Genomic DNA, 18,916 nt, shown 5'->3' with positions numbered 1-18,916 from the left:
ATTTTTGTGTCTTACGTTCATAATCTGATTTAGTGCGATTATGAGATATTTCCTGATAAGTTTATTATCAATTCTGGTTACAACTTCATGTTCTGTTGCCGGACCGGCTGTAAAAACTCCGGTAAAGGCTAAAACCTCCCCGATCAGAAACGCCAAAACGGAGGATAAAAGGAGCTCAGAAATTCTTACTGGCCCTAAAAAGTCTAATAATGGTTCTGGGAAAAACAGGTCGATTGCCTCCGAAGACTTCAAGCAAGAATTCCTGTCTCGAATAAATAAGTTAAGAGCAGAGGGCTGTAATTGTGGCAGCGAGTACATGCCTCCAGTTGCTCCGCTTATCTGGAATGATCAACTCGAATTAGCGGCGCTGGGTCATGCGCAGGATATGAACCGTAACAAATATTTTGACCATGTAAGCAAGAACGGCAGCAAGCTTAAAGATCGTGTATTTGCTGTTGGCTACACATATGAGGGATTTAAAAGCTTTTTTATAGGTGAAAATATTGCCTTAGGACAGCGATCAATACGAGAAGTTATGAAGGGCTGGATCGGTAGTGAAGGTCATTGCAGAAATCTTATGAACCCTAATTTTAAGGAAGTTGGGATAGCATTGGTTAATCACTACTGGGTACAAGATTTTGGAGCGAGGAATCCTTTTCAAAGGAAAAAAGGTTGGCTATAGAACTAGTCTATAACTTTAACTCTCAGTGCGAACATCACACTTAGCTCATTATCTGTTTGAATCATCCCTCCTATTTTCCTGGGTGGGGTAATATTGAAGTCGGTGAAATTTATTTTGCGGGTTCCGATAAGATCGAGGACATCTTCACGACTGGAAAGGAACTTATAATCTACCTCAAAACGGCGTGTAACACCCGCTAGTTCAATACTAACCAAACCTTTCACATAATCCTGCTTGCTGGAAAGATTGGGATATTTATTAAGACTTAAAAATCGAATAACAAGATTAGGATATTGTTTTGCCTTCAAAGTTTTACGAAGGTCGGCAGTCATAACGGGATTATGGCAATCAAAGTTTTGAACGTTTAGCTTTACATCCCCGGCAATGTTTATTGAACTTCGTTCAGGATTTTTAGAAATTTTAATGGTGTCAGGGTTGGAGTAGTTAGCAATTTCACAATTAAATTTATTAATATTAGTGCTTCCATCAACTCTTAATGAACCTCCTTTCATGATAACCCATTTAGTTACCTGCAGATTATTGGTATTCCAACTAAAAGAAGGAAGTACAATCACCAGAAGAAATAACAAATTGCGTAATGGGAACATGATCACCCCCTTTTTAAATGATAAAAAAAGCAGGTTGTTGTTCACAACCTGCTCTTCTTCTGTTTAGTATTTTAAAATCCTACGATAGCCTGGATAACGTATCCATCAAATTTACCACCGTTTCTGTAGTCATTTATTGCGAAGTCTTTGTACTGTTGTGTAACATACTCTCCTTTTAACAGGATTGTTTTAGTAACAAACCATCCAGCTCCAATTGAGGTACGATCAATTTTCACATCCTGAGCAGAAGTTCCTACTAAGATTTCAGACTTAACTGCATTATAGCGGGCGCCAAGGAACAAGTTTTCATTTGCACCAAATCTGTAAACTCCTTCAATTGCGTATTGAGTAGCATCTCTTCCTTCAACTTCTGTTTTAGTTCTTCCTTTTGCTCTTTCGTAAGTTCCGAATACTTCTAAACCTTTTGCTTTCACAAAGCCATTCAACATAAGGGCGTCAACTTGCTTAGAAAAACCAGGATTAAAGCGTCCAGAAGTAAATTGAGCGGTAGAAGAAGATCTTACTGCTGCAGCTGTTGCTGTTGCTGGAGTAGCAATTTCTTTTTCCATGATCATGTAATAGTTTGATCCTGTGCGATCGCCAGCATATAGAGTCTGCCCACCAGAACTTTTATTAGTGTAATAAGAAGCTGACACACGAACCCTTAATGCATCATTTAACTGTTTATCGAAACCTCCTTTTAAGTATACAGCTGGAGATTTATGAATATTAGCATCCTGAGGAGTAGCTATCAGACTGTCAACATTTCCTTTGATCATGCCGTTAGAAACTCCAAGCTGTCCAAAGAAGCTGTTTTTGCGTACCAAAACTTCACCTCCGATTTCTGTAGTAAATGCATCCATGATATAGTTCTCAACGAATGGATTGTAAAGAGCATGGCCTCCATCCGTTCTACGAAAATGCTGGTCGCCGTAGTTGATTTCCATATGTCCTACTTTAATAGTAGTGACTTTCATTATATCATCCCAGATCTTACCTTTAAATGGAAGCTTATCAAATTGAATATATCCTCCTTTTACCCATGTTTCGTTGTGGTGGCGCGCAGATAAATAACTAGTAAGATTTAATCTGATACCATCGGCTAATTGAGCGTCGAGGTATAAGTTAGCGCTAGCTGTATTAAAGCCAGGACTAAGTTTATATAAACTATTTGCTGTACCGTATTTAGCAGAGTTCTCGTGTTTCAAGTTCTGAAAAGACTGGGTAAAACCTGCTCCAACTTTCACTTTCAAATCCTCAAATACAGCATTAGTATCTTTTGGTGCTTCGAAAACATTTATACCAGTTTTATCATAGGGACGTAGATTTGCAACTTTAGTTTGAGCATTTAATAATACTGGACTTGATAGTAAAAGTGCAGTAGTTGCGGTTTTAATAATGCTGGTTAATTGAGTTCTCATATCTGAAAAAATTTATGTTGTCTTATTCTGTTATTATTAGTTTTTGAGTTTAAGTGCGATGTCAATAGTTACTTCATCGCCAGTTTTCAATGCTCCCATCATGAAGCTTGGAGCCTTAAGTTTAAAATCACTCATCTTGATGGCTTTCGAACCTTTAAATACTACTTCGTCGCCATTTACTACATAGTTTGCTTGTAGTGTTACCGGGTTGGTCACACCAGAAATTGTTAAATTACCGGTGGCTTTTACGGTTTTTCCGCTCACTACAGCGTCTGTAAGTTTGAAGATAATTTGATTGTATTTCTCCTGGTTAAGAGCTTTATATGCCCTGGTATTCATTAAGTCTTCCTTCGCTTTTAAATTAGTTACCGGAAGAACAAAGCTTAAAGCGGTAATGTCCTGAAGTTGATCCCCTTTTACTGTAGCGCTAGCTGTACAATTGAAAGCACTGGCGGCCATTGTCCAATCGTGTAGATTAGAGGTACCGTTTACTTTAATTTGAGAACCGGCTACTGCTTTAAATGCTGTTTGTGCTTGTGCATTTTGAAGTAACCCATTTAGACCAAGAGCTAAAATCAGTGTAAAAATTCTTACTGAATATCTTTGGATTTTGTCGGTGTTTAATTTTGAAACTTTCATACCTATTGTTTTTTTGTGGAAACCTGCGCTTGTTTCTATACTCCAAAAGTATGGGGATAATAGGGGCTTTAGAATGATGCTACTTTTCAAAAAATGTGATCTTACGCATTAAATAAAAATAATTGTGACATTTAAGTTTACCGCCGTCAGATGGATAGCCAACCTTGATCAATAAAATTGAAGACCTTAGTCCATTTAAAAAAAAGAAGCAGTACCGGAGGGGATCCGAACTGCTTCTAGCTGGTGACTTTGAGAAATATGTATTGAAGGGAAAAGCTTATCTTAATTCATCTGTATTGTAACTATACCTTTCAATCAACTCATTTGTAAGGTCTGTTACATTTATACTAAATGAATAGGGCATAACCAACAGCGGCATTTTTGCTGTATCTGCCAATTTTTTACTAATACTAGAATGGAACAATCCTTGGAGAAACCCATACCTTTTATGCACTAGCGTTAATAGACCAGGGCGACTTGAAGTTGTCAACTGTGTAAGACATTTAACTACATTGTCTCCTTTAATATTAATGTAAGAGATTTGCGGCTTGCCCTCCGGATGCAACTCTTTAAGTGTTCTTAACAAAACTTTGCCAGAATTAAGGCCTTCAAAACCTTTTGGTGAAATATGACTTACTAAAATTTCTGCATTGAAAGCCGAAGCAATTTTTGCAAGATAACTGATCACCAAAGTATCACTGAACGTTAAATCAGTGGCATAAGTGATCGTACTAAGTTGAGTCATATTCAAGCCCTCGGGCAACAAAAGTACTGGGCAATTAACCTTATCCAGAATCTCGTGTGTATGACTTCCCATAAGGAAACGGTTAAAACCTGTGGACTTATGAGCTCCCATTACTACCAGATCCACGTTTTTTTCCTTTACCAGATTCGCTGTTACTGGAGCCAACTTGCCGAATTCGCTTACACAGGTAATTGCAGGCTGGTAAGACGTTACTTCTTCTATCGCGAGCTTCTTTAAGTGCTTGCTCAGATCACGTAAGTCCATCAAACTATCCTGTTTCAATGCTATATTATCTGCTATTGGCCAGGAAAGCTTTTCTGCCTCATCCTCATCATCCACTATTTCTATTGCATGACACAATACCAGATCGGCTTCAGTTTTAATAGCAATCTGTAACGCAAACTCTGCAGCTTGCTGAGCACGAATGGTGAAGTCTGTTACTACGAGGATGGTATTCATATCCGTTCTGCTTAATTGTAAAAGTGAGATAAAAAAATAAACCTTTGAATGATTTCGATCACTCTAAACTGTGATTGTTTTCAAGCTCTCAGTCCTTTAATCACAATCGCTATTAATGGTATTTATCTTCCCTGCCATTTGCTTTACTGCATTAAAAGCTCTTAAAAGATCTTTAAGCTTAACTTCTATCCTAAAATGATTTTCCACAAGACTTAAATCATATAATGTGTCGGGCTGTTCAATAAGTGTGGCAATAAATGCAAGGTAGGACTGGGCATCGATCCGTACCGCATCCAAAATAGCCGAGACCCTTTCAAAGAGGAATAATACCTCATCCGCTCCTTTGTAGTTATCGGCCTCACTCGAACGGGAAAGACACTTAACATAGCTCCTTCTTAAATCCTGGATATCCTTTTCAAGGAGGTCTAACTCAGAAAGCCAATTCTTTCCAATAAGGGTTAGCTCCATTAATTCTCTATTCAGTTCTTTATCTTCGATGGTAGTAGTCATAAGTACTTCTTTATTATACAAATCTAAACTGCATAATTCTCTTATTGAATGACTTACAACCCAACCAATAGTGATCTTAATCAAACCAGCTTCAGTAAACCTCGTTTAATGTACATTGAGAAAGACCATTATCATCCACTCTGAATAAGCAGATCGAGGTAAGAATATACATATCCGAAAGTCATAACCCACTATGACAACAGTCATTTTATCTCAGCTTTTTTTAAGGAAATTTGGTAATGACATTTAATCGAAACATAGCTATGGATTCAATTCTAGTTCTTACCGATTTCTCATATACTGCGTATAACGCAGCAAAATATGCGATCAACCTGGCAAACAAGTTGCCAGAGGCAAAAGTGATATTACTTCATTCTTTTAATAATTGCCAGGATTCTGCTCCTCCCTATGCTTCAGAAATTCAGGATCCCTGGATTAAAGCTCTTGAGCGCTTAAATGACATGAAAGGACTTCTGGAATTATTTGCAAGCAAAACAACAGGCATTGAAATTAGAACAGATGAAGGATGCCTAAAGAATACGATAAAAAGAATTAGCGATGAGAAAGAGGTTGGACTGATCGTTTTAGGTAGCAAGGGCAACTCTGACGAAACGGACTTCATCGGAAGCAACACCCACTGCATTGCACATATCTCCGAAATTCCATTATTGATCGTTCCTCCTGATTCGGAATTCCAGATTCTTTATAAAGCTGTATTTGCTTGTGAACTACATGATACCGCTTCCATATCCCTACGGGAGAACCAAAATTTCATACATTTATTGCATGCCAAGATCTCTTCTATTTATTATCAAAACGACACAGAAGAATTCGATCCAAAAGCAGTTAAACATTTAAAAGCCCTATATCAACTACTTGACTCCATAGAGCCTGGTCTCTCTTTTGTTCAGGGAGAGAACGCTGCCGAAAGTACAATTAACTTTGCCCTTACTAATGATATTGAGCTGGTGGTGGTCATTTTGAAAACTCCTGACTTTTTAGATATCATCCTAAAGCCGTGTGCTGTTAGTCAACTCGTCCAATATGCAAGCTTTCCCATCCTTGTACTTAAGCCTGTAAACTATCAAAAAGAAGGTACGGAAACAAGTGAAGCACAATCTAAGCTTGATATGAAAGAAATGTCAGCTTAGAATTTAACGACTGCTTAAATAAAAAAAGGCGGAGGAATTTTTTAATTTCCTTCGCCTTTTTTTATTCCTCCTACAACTGGGTTAAATCAAATGGAGAATAATGGGTTTTATCGAAATAAAACGAAATTAAAGGCGACGATCATAACGATCGCCGCCTATGGTCTACCTATTTGTAATGAAGCTTATGCTAACTCAAGTTTTTTTTCTTTAGGAGCTTGTGCTACTTCTTTCCCTTTAAAAGCTTTTATATAGATCTCCTTTAATTCGCTGATTAAAGGATAACGAGGATTTGCTCCCGTACATTGGTCATCAAAAGCCTGTTCAGACATATTATCTAGCGAAGCATAGAATTTCGCTTCAGAAACGCCGAACTCTTTAATGGATTTTGGAATACCGACTTTAGCTTTAAGGTCGTCAATGGCTTTGATCAAAAGCTCAATCTTTTCATCTTCAGTATTTCCTCCAAGATTCAGATAGTCGGCAATAACAGCGTATCTCCACTTTGCATTTGGATATTTATACTGAGGGAACGCTGCTTGCTTACGAGGGTTATCCACGGCGTTGAAACGAATTACTTCTGTAATCAGCATTCCATTTGCAACTCCATGAGGTACGTGGTGAGTAGCTCCTAATTTATGGGCAAGTGAGTGACAAATACCGAGGAAGGCATTTGCAAAGGCCATTCCTGCAATAGAGGAGGCATGAGCCATCTTCTCACGAGCCTTAATATTTGTTGTCCCTTCATTATAGGCATCCGGAAGGTACTTGAAGATCAAACGAATTGCCTCGAGAGCCAAACCATTAGTAAATTCGGAAGCCAACACAGAAACATATGCTTCAAGTGCATGCGTAAGCGCATCAATACCAGAAGCAGATGTTAAGCCTTTTGGCATATTCATCATTAACTCTGCATCTACTATGGCCATGTCTGGAGTTAACTCGTAATCTGCAAGAGGATACTTAATATCTGTATTTTCATCAGTGATAACAGCGAACGGAGTAACTTCTGATCCTGTTCCTGCTGATGTAGGAACAGCCACGAACATAGCCTTCTCGCCCATTTTAGGGAAGCGATAAACCCGCTTGCGTATATCCATAAAACGCATCGCCAGATCCTCAAATCGTTCTGTTGGATGTTCATAAAGCACCCACATTATTTTTGCAGCATCCATAGGAGATCCTCCCCCTAACGCAATGATGGTATCAGGATTAAAAATCGCCATCTCAGCGGCCCCTTTCCTTGCACAAGATAGGGTTGGATCGGGCTCAACATCGAAATAAACAGTATGCTCTATTCCTAATTCATCAAGCACTTTCGTTACGTGATCAATAAACCCTAAGTTGTAAAGTACTTTATCAGTAACAATAAAAGCACGTTTTCTGCCAAGGTCTTTCAGCTCGCGCAGTGCTACCGGCAAACAACCATATTTAAAATAAACCTTTTCTGGCATCCGGAACCAAAGCATATTCTCACGACGTTTGGCTACACTTTTAATGTTTAATAAATGTTTTACTCCTACGTTTTCTGACACGGAGTTTCCGCCCCAACTTCCGCAACCTAAGGTTAGAGATGGGGATAGTTTGAAATTGAAAATATCACCTATTGCGCCCTGTGAAGACGGCATATTAATGATGGTACGACCAGTTTTCATAGCTGCCCCAAACTTCTCAATCCTTTCCTGACTCTTTATTGCATCCGTATAAAGAACTGAAGTGTGACCAAATCCTCCGGCTTTAACCAATTTAACAGCTTTATCAAGAGCTTCATCGAAACCTTTGGCTTTATACATTGCCAGTACCGGAGATAGCTTTTCATGAGAGAATGGTTCTTCATGCTCTACAGATTCAACTTCTCCGATAAGTACCTTCGTATCTTCTGGTACAGTAACTCCAGCCAGCGCGGCAATCTTATATGCAGACTGTCCTACAATGTTCGCATTCAGCACTCCGTTAATTAAAAGGATTGCCCCAACCTTACTTGTTTCTTCTTTTTTAAGAATATACGCCCCCCGTTCTGAAAACTCGCGTTTCACTTCTTCGTATATTTTGTCAACAACGATCACACTTTGCTCTGAGGCGCAGATCATGCCGTTATCGAAAGTTTTAGAAAGAAGTACAGAGTTTACAGCCATCTTAAGGTGAGCAGTCTCATCAATAATTGCAGGGGTATTACCTGCACCAACTCCGATTGCTGGTTTACCTGAAGAATAAGCAGCTTTTACCATTCCAGGACCACCTGTTGCCAAAATTAAATCAGCCTGGGCCATTACTATCTGAGACAGTTCTACACTAGGCTCTTCAATCCAACTGATGATACCTTCTGGTGCTCCTGCTTTTACAGCAGCATCCAAAACTATTTTTGCCGCTGCAATTGTTGATTTTTTTGCACGTGGGTGAGGAGAGAAAATAATACCATTTCGAGTCTTTAAAGCGATCAAGGCTTTAAATATAGCAGTGGAGGTTGGGTTGGTGGTTGGAACTACGGCTGCAATAACGCCAATTGGTTCGGCAATCTTTACGATTCCAAAAGCTTCATCAGTCTCTATCACGCCACATGTCTTTTCGTCTTTATACTGATTGTAGATGTACTCTGATGCGAAGTGATTTTTGATTACTTTGTCCTCCACCAGGCCCATTCCAGTTTCAGCTACAGCCATTTTTGCCAACTCTATTCGAGCATTATTTGCGGCAATAGCTGCTTGTCGAAAAATTTCATCAACCTGCTCCTGGTTGAATGTTGAGAACTGCTTTTGTGCTTCCCGGATCTTCTCGATCTGGGCGATCAGCTTTTCGGTATTTGTTGTTTTCATGACTAATAATTTAATCAGCTTTGGAGGCTGATATATTCCTTAATTAATTGAAATCGGTTGCATGCAAATCTCTCTTCACAAGTAAAGATGGTGTAATTATTACACTAAGGAAATGATAGTCATCAAGGCTGTTTATGATACTTATCAAATTGATACAGAATCAAGGATTTACAGAGAAATTCTACTTTCTAAATTTGGAAGGGGAACGACCTTAATCTAAAGAGCTTCAGGGGCAGGAGCTCAAAGACAGAGGGAATAAGTAGGCTTAGTTTTTTCTGGTCTTCAAAAAAATTTATCGAACGCAGCTGGAATTGTTACAGGTGGTGAATTCTAAATGAAAAAATGGTTGACCTCTGTTAAAGTCAACCATCCTATATTAGTATTGCAGACCTATTTCAAAATCACATTATCGAAATATTTATCAAAAATACTTTTTGCTTTTTGCTTTGATTCCTCAGAAGGCACAGGAGTATCTATAAGCGGATACTTCATTCCCAGAAGTTCCCATTTATGACTGCCCAACTGATGAAACGGAATCAGTTCAACGCGTTCAACAGTTCTATAGTTGGTAAAATGCTGGCCCCATTGCTCCAAATATTCTTCCTGATCAGACCAGCCAGGAACAAGTACATAGCGTAACCACATCTTTCTGCCACTTTCTTCGCGATACTTCGCCAGCTCTAGAGTGTTTTTATTAGTCAACCCGGTTAACTTGTGGTGCCAGTCGTCATTAATATGCTTTACATCGAGTAAAAGGATGTCGGTATATTCCAACAGGTCATGTACTTCCTGGTTATTTAGACGACCATTAGAGTCCAAACAGGTATTGATGCCTTCCTCCTTCAATCGTTTAAAGAATGTAAGTAATTTAGTTCGTTGAAGTAAAGGTTCACCACCAGACACAGTAACGCCGCCTTCCTTTCTAAAATAAGCACGCTGGCGCTTCGCTCTTTTTACAAGTTCTTCTATTTCTACCAATGTACCCCCCCGTACATCAATAGAATCAGGATTTTGACAATAAAGGCATCTAAATTGACATCCCTGAACAAAAACAACCATTCTTATTCCCGGCCCGTCATGGGTACCAAAAGTCTCCAATGAATGTATCCTTAAATGTTCCGGATCATTCAGATTTAACTTTGCCGCTTCTATATCTTGTAGTGGGAAATAATTCATTGTTCAATTTACGATTATCAGTAGCATAAAAAAAGCCAGGCCCGGGGTAAAGGCCTGACTTCAAACCACAGACAAAAAAACAGATTCTTTATCTACTTACATACTTTCATGGAAAGTACGTGTAATTACTTCTAGTTGATGCGCTCTTGATAATCTCACGAAGTTCACGGCGTATCCTGATACCCTTATCGTTAGTTGAGGATAGTTTTCAGGATGCTCATAAGCATCGATAAGTGTTTCACGATTAAGAACGTTTACATTCAAGTGGTGAGCATTTTGAAGGAAATACCCTTCTAAAGTATTCACCAGGTTGCTTACTTGCTCTTCTCTACTATCTCCCAAAGATTTTGGTATCATGGAGAAAGTGTTAGAGATACCGTCTTGAGCGTCATTGTAATCTAGCTTACACACAGAGTTCAAAGAGGCAATAGCTCCGCTGCAATCACGACCGTGCATTGGATTTGCACCTGGAGCGAAAGCTTCACCTGCCTTACGGCCATCAGGAGTTGCTCCAGTGTTTGTACCGTACATCACGTTTGAAGTGATAGTAAGCAATGAAAGTGTTGGAGTTGCATTTTTGTAAGCAACATGCTTACGAAGTTCTGCGATAAAATATTTAGTTACTTCCTGAGCAATGCTATCTACTCTATCATCATCATTACCATATTGAGGATACTCTCCTTCGATCTGGAAGTCAACAGTTAATCCTTTCTCATTCCTTACCGGAGTAACTTTTGCATATTTAATAGCAGATAAAGAGTCGGCGATAATTGAGATACCCGCTGCACCATAAGCTATATCTATATGGGGATCCGTATCGATAAGCGCCATTTGAGCTCTTTCATAGTAATATTTATCATGCATGTAGTGGATGATAAACATCGCTTTTGCATACACTCTGGCAAGTTCGCTCATTGTACGTTTGAATACATCCAATACCATATCATAATCTAAAACTCCTTCTGGCACCTGAGGTATATTCTTGATCACTTCTACTCCATCATGCTCTTCACGACCACCGTTCAATGCAATCAATAAGGCTTTTGGAAGATTAGCTCTTGCTCCAAAGTGCTGAATTGATTTACCGATCTCCTGGTAAGATACACAGCATGCAATTCCGTAATCGTCTCCACCCCTTATGCTTCTCATCAAGTCGTCATTCTCATACTGAATGGAAGATGTATCGATTGAAACCTGAGCACAGAATTTCTTGAATCCGTCAGGAAGCTGCTCAGACCAAAGCACTGTTAAGTTTGGCTCAGGAGATGCTCCTAAATTGTATAACGTTTGAAGGAAACGGAATGAAGTACGGGTTACCTTAGTGCGGCCATCGTGTAAGATACCACCTATTGATTCAGTTACCCAGGTTGGATCACCACCAAAGATCTCGTCGTAAGAACCTGGACGAAGGTGACGTACCAAACGTAGTTTCATTACGAACTGGTCAATCAACTCCTGTGCTCCTTCCTCATCCAGTAAACCACTCTCTATATCTCTTTCTAAATATATATCCAGGAATGAAGAAACATTACCTAAAGACATTGCAGCTCCATCTTGCTCTTTTACCGCAGCCAGGTATGCGAAATAGACCCACTGTACCGCTTCACGAGCATTTTCTGCAGGGCGACTAACATCAAAACCATACTCAGCAGCCATTTTGATCATATCATTTAAGGCACTGATCTGGGTGTTAATTTCCTCACGCAGACGAACTTTGTGTTCAGTCATTTCGCCGCCAACTTTAGCAAAATCTGCTTTCTTAAACTTAATAAGTTGATCAGCACCATAAAGGGCTAAACGACGGAAGTCACCAATAATACGACCACGAGCATAATTATCTGGCAAGCCGGTTAAAACGTGCTTAGAACGGAATGCACGGATCTCAGCATCATAAGCATTGAAAACACCTTCGTTGTGATTCTTTGCGTAGTTAAACACATCCAATACACGGTCTGATGGTTTTAACCCTCTTTCCTTCAATGCGGATTCTACCAATTTGATACCGCCGAAAGGTTTCATTGCTCTTTTTAGTAATTTGTCTGTTTGCAGACCAACAATAACTTCATCCTCTTTTTTGATATAACCAGGACGGAAAGCAGTCATTGTTGAAATTGTTTCAGTGTCAATTGCAAGGCATCCGTTATTTGCTCTCTCCTGCAATAAGGCAACTTTTACTGTATCCCAAAGGCTTTGAGTCCTTGGAGAAGGACCGGCAAGGAACGATGCATCGCCTGTATATGGCTTTATATTTTTAACAACAAAATCATATACATTTAGCGCTGTGTTCCAATCACCTGGCACAAATGGGATTGCTTTGACATCTGTTTTCATACTGTTTTGCTTTTAATTATGATTCAAAAGTAGCGGGAATGCGGCAGCAGAAGTATGATTCGCATCACTATTAAAAATGATTTGAGGATTTTGTGGTCGATTACGGCTAATATCTAACTTCGCACCTGGTTTAGTTTTATGAAAACAAAAAAAGCGACTCTTCCAGTTCAGGAGTTACTTGAAGGAGAATACTTACGGGTAACCCGGCTGCATAAGGATTTGAACAGCCTTTCAGTTGTCCCCCATCGTCATGATCATTATGAAATGATGATCGTGACAATGGGAACCGGCAGCCATTCCATAAACTTTAAAAATTACACCATCAAACCTAATAGGGTTTACTTTATCCATCCTGGGCAGGTGCATCTAATAGAGCCTTTTGAGCGGGACGGCTGGCTTGTTTTGTTTGGAGAGGAATTATTTAAACGCTTCCTGAACATCCATCAGCACGAAGACGAATATGGACTGCTCGACTCGTACACACTTAGTCCTTTTGTAGACATCGATGACAACCTCACAACTATTTTTTCCCTGATCATCCAACAGCTAAAGACTGAACTCGCTGCTCAAAATCAAGACGTAGATATCCTCCTGCATTATGTATCCCTGCTCCTGCTTCACGCCAACAGGGCTCAAATAGTCCAGCATCCTCAAGCCCAATTACCAGCTCGCAACAAGCTTGTGTTCCATAAGCTCAAACAATTGATAGAGACAAACTTTAAACAGGAGCATCTGGCCGGATTCTATGCAACCAGCCTTGCCATTGATATCAAGCAACTAAACAAGATCTGTCGAATGGCTACAGGATTAACTGTTTTTGAATTACTACAGGAGCGTCTACTAACTGAAAGCAAGATACAATTACAGACTTCGGCAGGATCTGTAAAAGAAATAAGCTATGCCCTCGGCTTCAATGACCCCGCCTTTTTTGGACGTTTTTTTAAAAAGCACACCGAGCTTACTCCAGCAGAATTTCGAAAACTCCGAATGATATAAACCACAAAACACCCGAAATGTACCAGATTTAGCTTTTTATTCCCTCTACTTTTGCCAACATCATGTCAGAGCAAAAGAAAGTAATAAATGCCATAGGCTGGGGAATGGTAGCTTCTCTCTTTCTATCTTCCACCTTTATTATCAATAGCATTCTTGCCGGTTCTGGAGGCTACTGGGCATGGACGGCAGCCTTGCGAAGTCTATTCCTGATCCCCATTCTTGCTGCTGTGGTATTTGCAGCAAAACAGCTTAAGCCCCTGGTGCAGGCCTTTATAAAGCATCCCTGGATTTTTGTAAAGTGGGGACTGATCGGATTTGGTGTATTATACACTTCCTTAGCAATCGCTTCATTATTATCCCCCGGATGGATGGTTGCCGCTACTTTTCAAATCAACATACTTGCAGGAATACTACTTGCTCCTTTTATCTATGCTGACGAAAGGAGGCTTATACCACGACGTGCCCTGATTCTATCGGTGATCATTATTGCTGGTGTTTTCGTTATGCAATTCGAAAAAATGAGTCAGCTTCATTCTGTTGGCAGCGTCCTGCTAAGCTTCTTTATAGTACTACTTGGAGCGGTGGTATGGCCCCTTGGAAACAGGAAATTACTCGTTGACCTGGAACACAAAGGCTTGCACTTAAATGCCCTGCAAAGAGTACTTGGAATGAGTGTTGGCTGTTTACCCTTACTGATTATACTTAGTACCATCGGTTATTTGAAAGTAGGTCTTCCTCCTATAGCTCAATGTGAATCTTCATTCTACTCGGCGCTCTTTTCGGGATTTCTCGGAGGTGTCGGATTTTACCAGGCAACACAGATGGTGAAGAAAAATCCTGTGGCATTGGCCACTATTGAAGCAACACAGGTGTTTGAAATACTTTTTACGCTTGTAGGAGAAATGATCTTGAAGGGTACCCCTCTACCGGGCTTCTATGGCCGAGTAGGACTACTGATTGTTCTAGGTGGAATTTCAGTCCATTTCTGGAATACCCTTCGCCATAGTAAAAGGCTCCCAGTTACTGTAATAAATTGAAAAAGATCTCAATTCTTACATATGAGCATTTTTAGTAAAAGAAGAAGGCCTTCAAATTTCATGAAGGCCTAAAGTGACAGCTGGCTATTTTATATACTCTTCATTGACTGCCTAAGTATGATCCGTTTTAACCATTACGGAACCTATTAAGGCTATCTTTCAATAATTACTCAGCAGCTCCCTTCATCGATAACTCCGACTGCAATCCTTGCAATATCTCATTATCGTTATCTCCGTGCTTTTTATTCTTGTCTATGATCTGGTAAACTGTTTCGACCGATTTAGCGGAACGTAACTGGTCTTCGGGAGTATTGATCACATAATCTAAAAGTCGATCCACCGTAGATGTTGCAACATGCTGCCTCGTATCTGACGACGCGTAATAGATATATACAGTTCCATTTTCATCAGCGATCCACCCATTGCTGAACAATACGTTTGATACATCGCCGATGCGCTCCTCTCCTTCTGGTGCCATAAAGTACCCGGCCGGCTTATGGGTAACTTTGGTGATATCTTCCAAACTCGTCAAGAACATGTAAAGTACATATCTTAAGCCTGCAGCTGTATTTCGAACCCCATGAGCAAGATGCAACCATCCCTGAGGGGTTTTTATAGGTGCGGGCCCCAGGCCATTCTTCGCTTCATATACAGTATGGTATACTTTGCGGTCGATGACTGTCTCTTCAGAGATCACTGCGTTCTCGATCGAGTCGCTTAGCCCGAAACCTATTCCTCCTCCTTTTCCTGCTTCAATGAAGCTATCCTGGGGACGTGTGTAAAAAGCGTATTTACCGTTAACGAATTCGGGATGTAATACCACGTTACGCTGCTGAGGAGAAGGCGTTTTAAGGTCGGGAAGACGCTGCCAGATTACCAGGTCCTTCGTGCGTGCGATACCACATTGTGCTACCGCTGCCGACTGGTCGCCTTCGGGAGCTGAACCATCACGACGCTCCGTGCAGAATAACCCGTAGATCCATCCATCTTCATGCTGTACCAGGCGCATGTCGTAGATATTGGTATCGGAATTATCCGTTTCGGGCATATTTATGGGATATTCCCAAAACTTGAAGTTGTCTATTCCGTTGTCGCTTTCGGCCACCGCGAAAAATGATTTACGGTCTAATCCTTCTACCCTGGCAACAACAATGTATTTGTTGTTGAACTTTATCGCACCTGAGTTAAAGGTGGCATTAATGCCGAAGCGCTCCATCAGGTAAGGATTGGTTTCCTGGTTCAAGTCGTAACGCCATTCTAAAGGAGCATGAGCGGCAGTTAAAACGGGATACTTGTATCTGTCATAAACGCCGTTACCCAGGTCCTCCTTTATATTTTTCCGGCTTATCAGGTCCAGATAACTGAGTTTTAGTTCACTTAATCTTTCGTCAAAACGTTTTTCCATATTTTGTATTCTTTATTGCCTCCTGTTGGAGTTGTATCTTATTTATTAATCTTCCAGTTTATCCCACCAGGTTCTTTTCAATATAGAGATCACGACCACCAGGATGAGGATGGTAACTATGAGGGGTAGCTGCATGGACAGTACAAGGTACATGGGAAGGATGGTTAGGCAGCACTGAGCGATGATGCCCAGAACCACATTGAACATATCTAGCTTAAATCTCTTGTTAGGTTGAAAAGAAGGATTGTCGGCCAGCACCAGCTGATGTACGGGTTGCCAGAATCCCCAGGGCTTCACGGTGCTATAAAACTTTTTAAGCACTGCCTCGTCACTTGGCGGGGCAGTGTAAGTACCAGCAATACATCCGCCCAGGGAGATCAGGAACAGCAGCGGCCAGACGTAAAGCGGCAGAATACCTTCGAACAGGAAAGGGAAAATCAGTGCTGCCAGGATACCTGCTGCCATTCCCCAGAAGAATCCGTTGGCGTTGAACCTCCACCAATACCATTTTAACATATTGGAAGCGATGTAGCCTCCGTATAGAGCGCCCACTATCCATTGCAGGATGCTGTTTACATCTTTCGCGAAGAAACCAAGGACTACCCCTACAAACACCACCACAACTCCTACTATATAATTCAGGGTAATGATCTTTTTAGTTGGGGCACTGGGATTGATATATTTAAGATAGATATCATTTATGATATAAGCCTGAGCTGCATTCAATGTTCCGGAGAAAGTCCCCATAAAGGCACCTAATAAACCTGTAAGTACCAGGCCAAGGACCCCAACGGGTAAAAAGGAGTTGATGGCGGCCGGCAAAATCTTTTCAAAATCGGTACCTTCAGGCGTGCCTATGTTCAATTTATCATAGTACAGCAGGGCTAATACCGTTAAACCAATGATCATCGAATAACGGATAGGCAACAACACGATGGATACGAAGCCAGTCATTTTAGAGGCCTCTTTCGGACTTCTGGTAGATAAAACTTTCTGCATATCATAGCTTGGTGGCGGTCCAGCTAAACTTGCGAATACCCCCTTGAAGAGCATCATCATAAAAAAGATCCCGAATAAGCCGAAGCCGTCTTCCTCTATTTTCTTACCTGCGTCGGGCACTATTTTGCTCCAGTCGAGGTCGAGTTTCCAACCAAAGAAAGGATCGGCCCAGCCTGCAGGTACGTTTAGTGTTTTTCCGTTAAGATGGATACTTGCGATAATGGCAATAGCGATACATCCGATGGTCATGATCACATATTTTATAAAGTCGCCCACCACGATGCTATGCATCCCCCCAAGGATGGAATAGAACATGGCAAAGAGGGTGAAAACAATTCCATAAAAATGAGCCACGTATTGAGCAGGAACATCAAATGGGATATAACCCTTTACCAGATCCCAGGGAACGAAAATTTCAATGAACTTTCCCAGTCCTACGAAGCCATAAGCAAGGAAGCCCAGACAGCTTAGCAGAGCAAAGGCTACAACTATATTATGAGAGGCTTTAACGCCCCGGCCGCTGGTCCCAAAGCGTGTAGCCAACCATTCTGCACCTGTATCAGCATTAGAGCGTCTTAGCCATTTAGCCAGGAACATCATATTGAATACCTGGTTGAAGACGGGCCATAACCAGGGGATCCAGATACTTTTCATTCCGTAGACAAAGCACAGGGAGATCATCCACATGGTTCCGCTGATATCAAACATATCAGATGCATCGCTCAGACCAAGCATATACCAGGGAAGCTTCTTGCCCCCCATCAAGTAACTCTCCTTATTCTGTTTGGCTTTATTCTTATAAAACCATCCGATCATGACCATCATGACCAGGTAGAACAAAATAATAGCAATGTCTAAGACTTGTAACTTCATCGTGTGTGCTGCGTGGTTTGTATTAAATTCCTTATAGGTTTACAATCGTAAAGGTCTGCAAAGAGCGGATTTAGTACTAATACTTTTTTATCCAAACCCTATATAATTTCCCGCAAAATTTGCTCGTAGATTCCAATTAAAATAAATTTATCCTAATAAAAATATAGTACTTAATTAACCTGTTATAAATCGCCAAGCATGAACAAGAGTATTATCAAGGAAATTACTCCTTTAACCCCGAATGACTGTTTTACCATTTTTTCAAGGGTTAAGAAAGAGTTCAATTTCCCCCTTCACTTTCATGATGAATATGAATTAAACTTGATCCTGAACGCGAAAGGGGCCAAAAGGATCATTGGAGGACATATCGATGTGATCGGAGATTATGAGTTGGTATTGGTTGGTCCGAATATTCCGCATGCCTGGTTCACTCATGAATGTACTACAGAAATTACCGAGATCACTATACAATGGCATAAGGACTTGTTTGATGATAGATTTTTATCCAGAAACCAGCTTAGTTTTATAAAGAAATTACTCGAAATGAGTGCCAGAGGGGTAAGTTTTCCACCGGAAGCTATTCAACTGGTACTGCCTAGGTTACAGCAATTGAGTCAGCGGAGCGGTTTTGATTCGGTACTCGACCTGATCAGTTTATTACATGATCTCTCTACCTCCCGTAACATTATAGCCCTTTCAGATACTTCATTTTTAAACAGCCAGAGCTATAATTATAACAGCCGGCGCCTGGATAAAGCATTCCAGTATATGAATGAGAATTATCAAAAGGAAATTTCCCTGATCGATATTGCTAAGCTGGTGAATATGACCGAAGAGTCTTTCAGTCGCTTTATCAAAAAAAGAACAGGGAATACTTTCATCAGCAGTTTGAACGAAATAAGACTGGGCCACGCCTCGAGAATGTTAATTGACACCACTCATTCCATCACCGAGATCTGCTATCTTTGCGGTTTTAATAATATCTCAAACTTCAACAGACTGTTTAAAAAGAAAAAAGGATGTACACCGAAAGAATTCAGAGAGAACTTTTCCGGTGTACGGGTATTTGTTTAA

Annotated in this window: 15 protein-coding genes; 5 read left to right on the top strand and 10 right to left on the bottom strand. The window is 40.5% G+C overall.

Annotated elements, in window-relative coordinates:
• Nucleotides 1-40 precede the first annotated feature (40 nt).
• Complete coding sequence (locus tag J4N25_RS20110; protein WP_207423598.1) at nucleotides 41-682, top strand: CAP domain-containing protein; 642 nt, start codon at nucleotides 41-43, stop codon at nucleotides 680-682.
• 2 nt (nucleotides 683-684) lie between these two features.
• Here the strand turns inward: J4N25_RS20110 and J4N25_RS20105 are convergent, their stop codons facing one another.
• From J4N25_RS20105 to J4N25_RS20085, 5 genes are all read right to left on the bottom strand, one after another.
• Complete coding sequence (locus J4N25_RS20105; protein WP_207423597.1) at nucleotides 685-1,290, bottom strand: YceI family protein; 606 nt, start codon at nucleotides 1,288-1,290, stop codon at nucleotides 685-687.
• Nucleotides 1,291-1,361: 71 nt separating this feature from the next.
• On the bottom strand, nucleotides 1,362-2,711 hold the full coding sequence (locus tag J4N25_RS20100; RefSeq protein ID WP_207423596.1) for a hypothetical protein: 1,350 nt from the start codon (nucleotides 2,709-2,711) through the stop codon (nucleotides 1,362-1,364).
• A gap of 36 nt (nucleotides 2,712-2,747) precedes the next feature.
• Complete coding sequence (locus J4N25_RS20095) at nucleotides 2,748-3,350, bottom strand: YceI family protein (RefSeq protein ID WP_207423595.1); 603 nt, start codon at nucleotides 3,348-3,350, stop codon at nucleotides 2,748-2,750.
• Between the two features lie 277 nt (nucleotides 3,351-3,627).
• Nucleotides 3,628-4,554 carry a universal stress protein gene (locus tag J4N25_RS20090; protein WP_207423594.1) on the bottom strand — a complete coding sequence of 309 codons (927 nt, stop codon included), beginning with the start codon at nucleotides 4,552-4,554 and terminating at the stop codon, nucleotides 3,628-3,630.
• Between the two features lie 96 nt (nucleotides 4,555-4,650).
• Nucleotides 4,651-5,064 carry a hypothetical protein gene (locus J4N25_RS20085; RefSeq protein WP_207423593.1) on the bottom strand — a complete coding sequence of 138 codons (414 nt, stop codon included), beginning with the start codon at nucleotides 5,062-5,064 and terminating at the stop codon, nucleotides 4,651-4,653.
• A gap of 263 nt (nucleotides 5,065-5,327) precedes the next feature.
• On the opposite strand from J4N25_RS20085, the gene J4N25_RS20080 reads away from it, so the two are divergent.
• The gene (locus J4N25_RS20080; RefSeq protein ID WP_207423592.1) at nucleotides 5,328-6,215 is read left to right on the top strand and encodes a universal stress protein; all 888 of its coding nucleotides are present in this window, start codon (nucleotides 5,328-5,330) and stop codon (nucleotides 6,213-6,215) included.
• Between the two features lie 182 nt (nucleotides 6,216-6,397).
• Here the strand turns inward: J4N25_RS20080 and adhE are convergent, their stop codons facing one another.
• The 3 genes from adhE to pflB all read right to left on the bottom strand — a co-directional run bounded on the left by adhE (nucleotide 6,398) and on the right by pflB (nucleotide 12,532).
• Nucleotides 6,398-9,025 carry a bifunctional acetaldehyde-CoA/alcohol dehydrogenase gene (gene adhE, locus J4N25_RS20075; RefSeq protein WP_207423591.1) on the bottom strand — a complete coding sequence of 876 codons (2,628 nt, stop codon included), beginning with the start codon at nucleotides 9,023-9,025 and terminating at the stop codon, nucleotides 6,398-6,400.
• 390 nt (nucleotides 9,026-9,415) lie between these two features.
• Nucleotides 9,416-10,201, bottom strand: a complete 786-nt coding sequence (pflA, locus tag J4N25_RS20070; protein ID WP_207423590.1) for a pyruvate formate-lyase-activating protein — start codon at nucleotides 10,199-10,201, stop codon at nucleotides 9,416-9,418.
• A gap of 96 nt (nucleotides 10,202-10,297) precedes the next feature.
• Nucleotides 10,298-12,532, bottom strand: a complete 2,235-nt coding sequence (pflB, locus tag J4N25_RS20065; protein WP_207423589.1) for a formate C-acetyltransferase — start codon at nucleotides 12,530-12,532, stop codon at nucleotides 10,298-10,300.
• A 138-nt stretch (nucleotides 12,533-12,670) separates the two neighbouring features.
• On the opposite strand from pflB, the gene J4N25_RS20060 reads away from it, so the two are divergent.
• Both J4N25_RS20060 and J4N25_RS20055 read left to right on the top strand, forming a co-directional pair.
• Nucleotides 12,671-13,528 (top strand): helix-turn-helix domain-containing protein, encoded by an 858-nt coding sequence (locus J4N25_RS20060; RefSeq protein WP_207423588.1) that lies wholly within the window; start codon nucleotides 12,671-12,673, stop codon nucleotides 13,526-13,528.
• A gap of 62 nt (nucleotides 13,529-13,590) precedes the next feature.
• On the top strand, nucleotides 13,591-14,565 hold the full coding sequence (locus J4N25_RS20055; RefSeq protein ID WP_207423587.1) for a DMT family transporter: 975 nt from the start codon (nucleotides 13,591-13,593) through the stop codon (nucleotides 14,563-14,565).
• 166 nt (nucleotides 14,566-14,731) lie between these two features.
• Here J4N25_RS20055 and J4N25_RS20050 read toward each other — a convergent pair whose 3' ends face one another.
• Nucleotides 14,732-15,970: a glycoside hydrolase family 130 protein gene (locus J4N25_RS20050; RefSeq protein WP_207423586.1), complete on the bottom strand. Its 1,239-nt coding sequence runs from the start codon at nucleotides 15,968-15,970 to the stop codon at nucleotides 14,732-14,734.
• 45 nt (nucleotides 15,971-16,015) lie between these two features.
• The gene (locus J4N25_RS20045) at nucleotides 16,016-17,842 is read right to left on the bottom strand and encodes a sodium:solute symporter family protein (RefSeq protein ID WP_207423585.1); all 1,827 of its coding nucleotides are present in this window, start codon (nucleotides 17,840-17,842) and stop codon (nucleotides 16,016-16,018) included.
• Nucleotides 17,843-18,040: 198 nt separating this feature from the next.
• Here J4N25_RS20045 and J4N25_RS20040 point away from each other — a divergent pair, with 198 nt between their 5' ends.
• On the top strand, nucleotides 18,041-18,916 hold the full coding sequence (locus J4N25_RS20040) for an AraC family transcriptional regulator (protein ID WP_207423584.1): 876 nt from the start codon (nucleotides 18,041-18,043) through the stop codon (nucleotides 18,914-18,916).

The sequence above is a fragment of the Desertivirga brevis genome (assembly GCF_017355835.1).
Note: the sequence above shows the minus strand (reverse complement) of the source record. Positions and strands in the feature narration are given on the sequence as shown.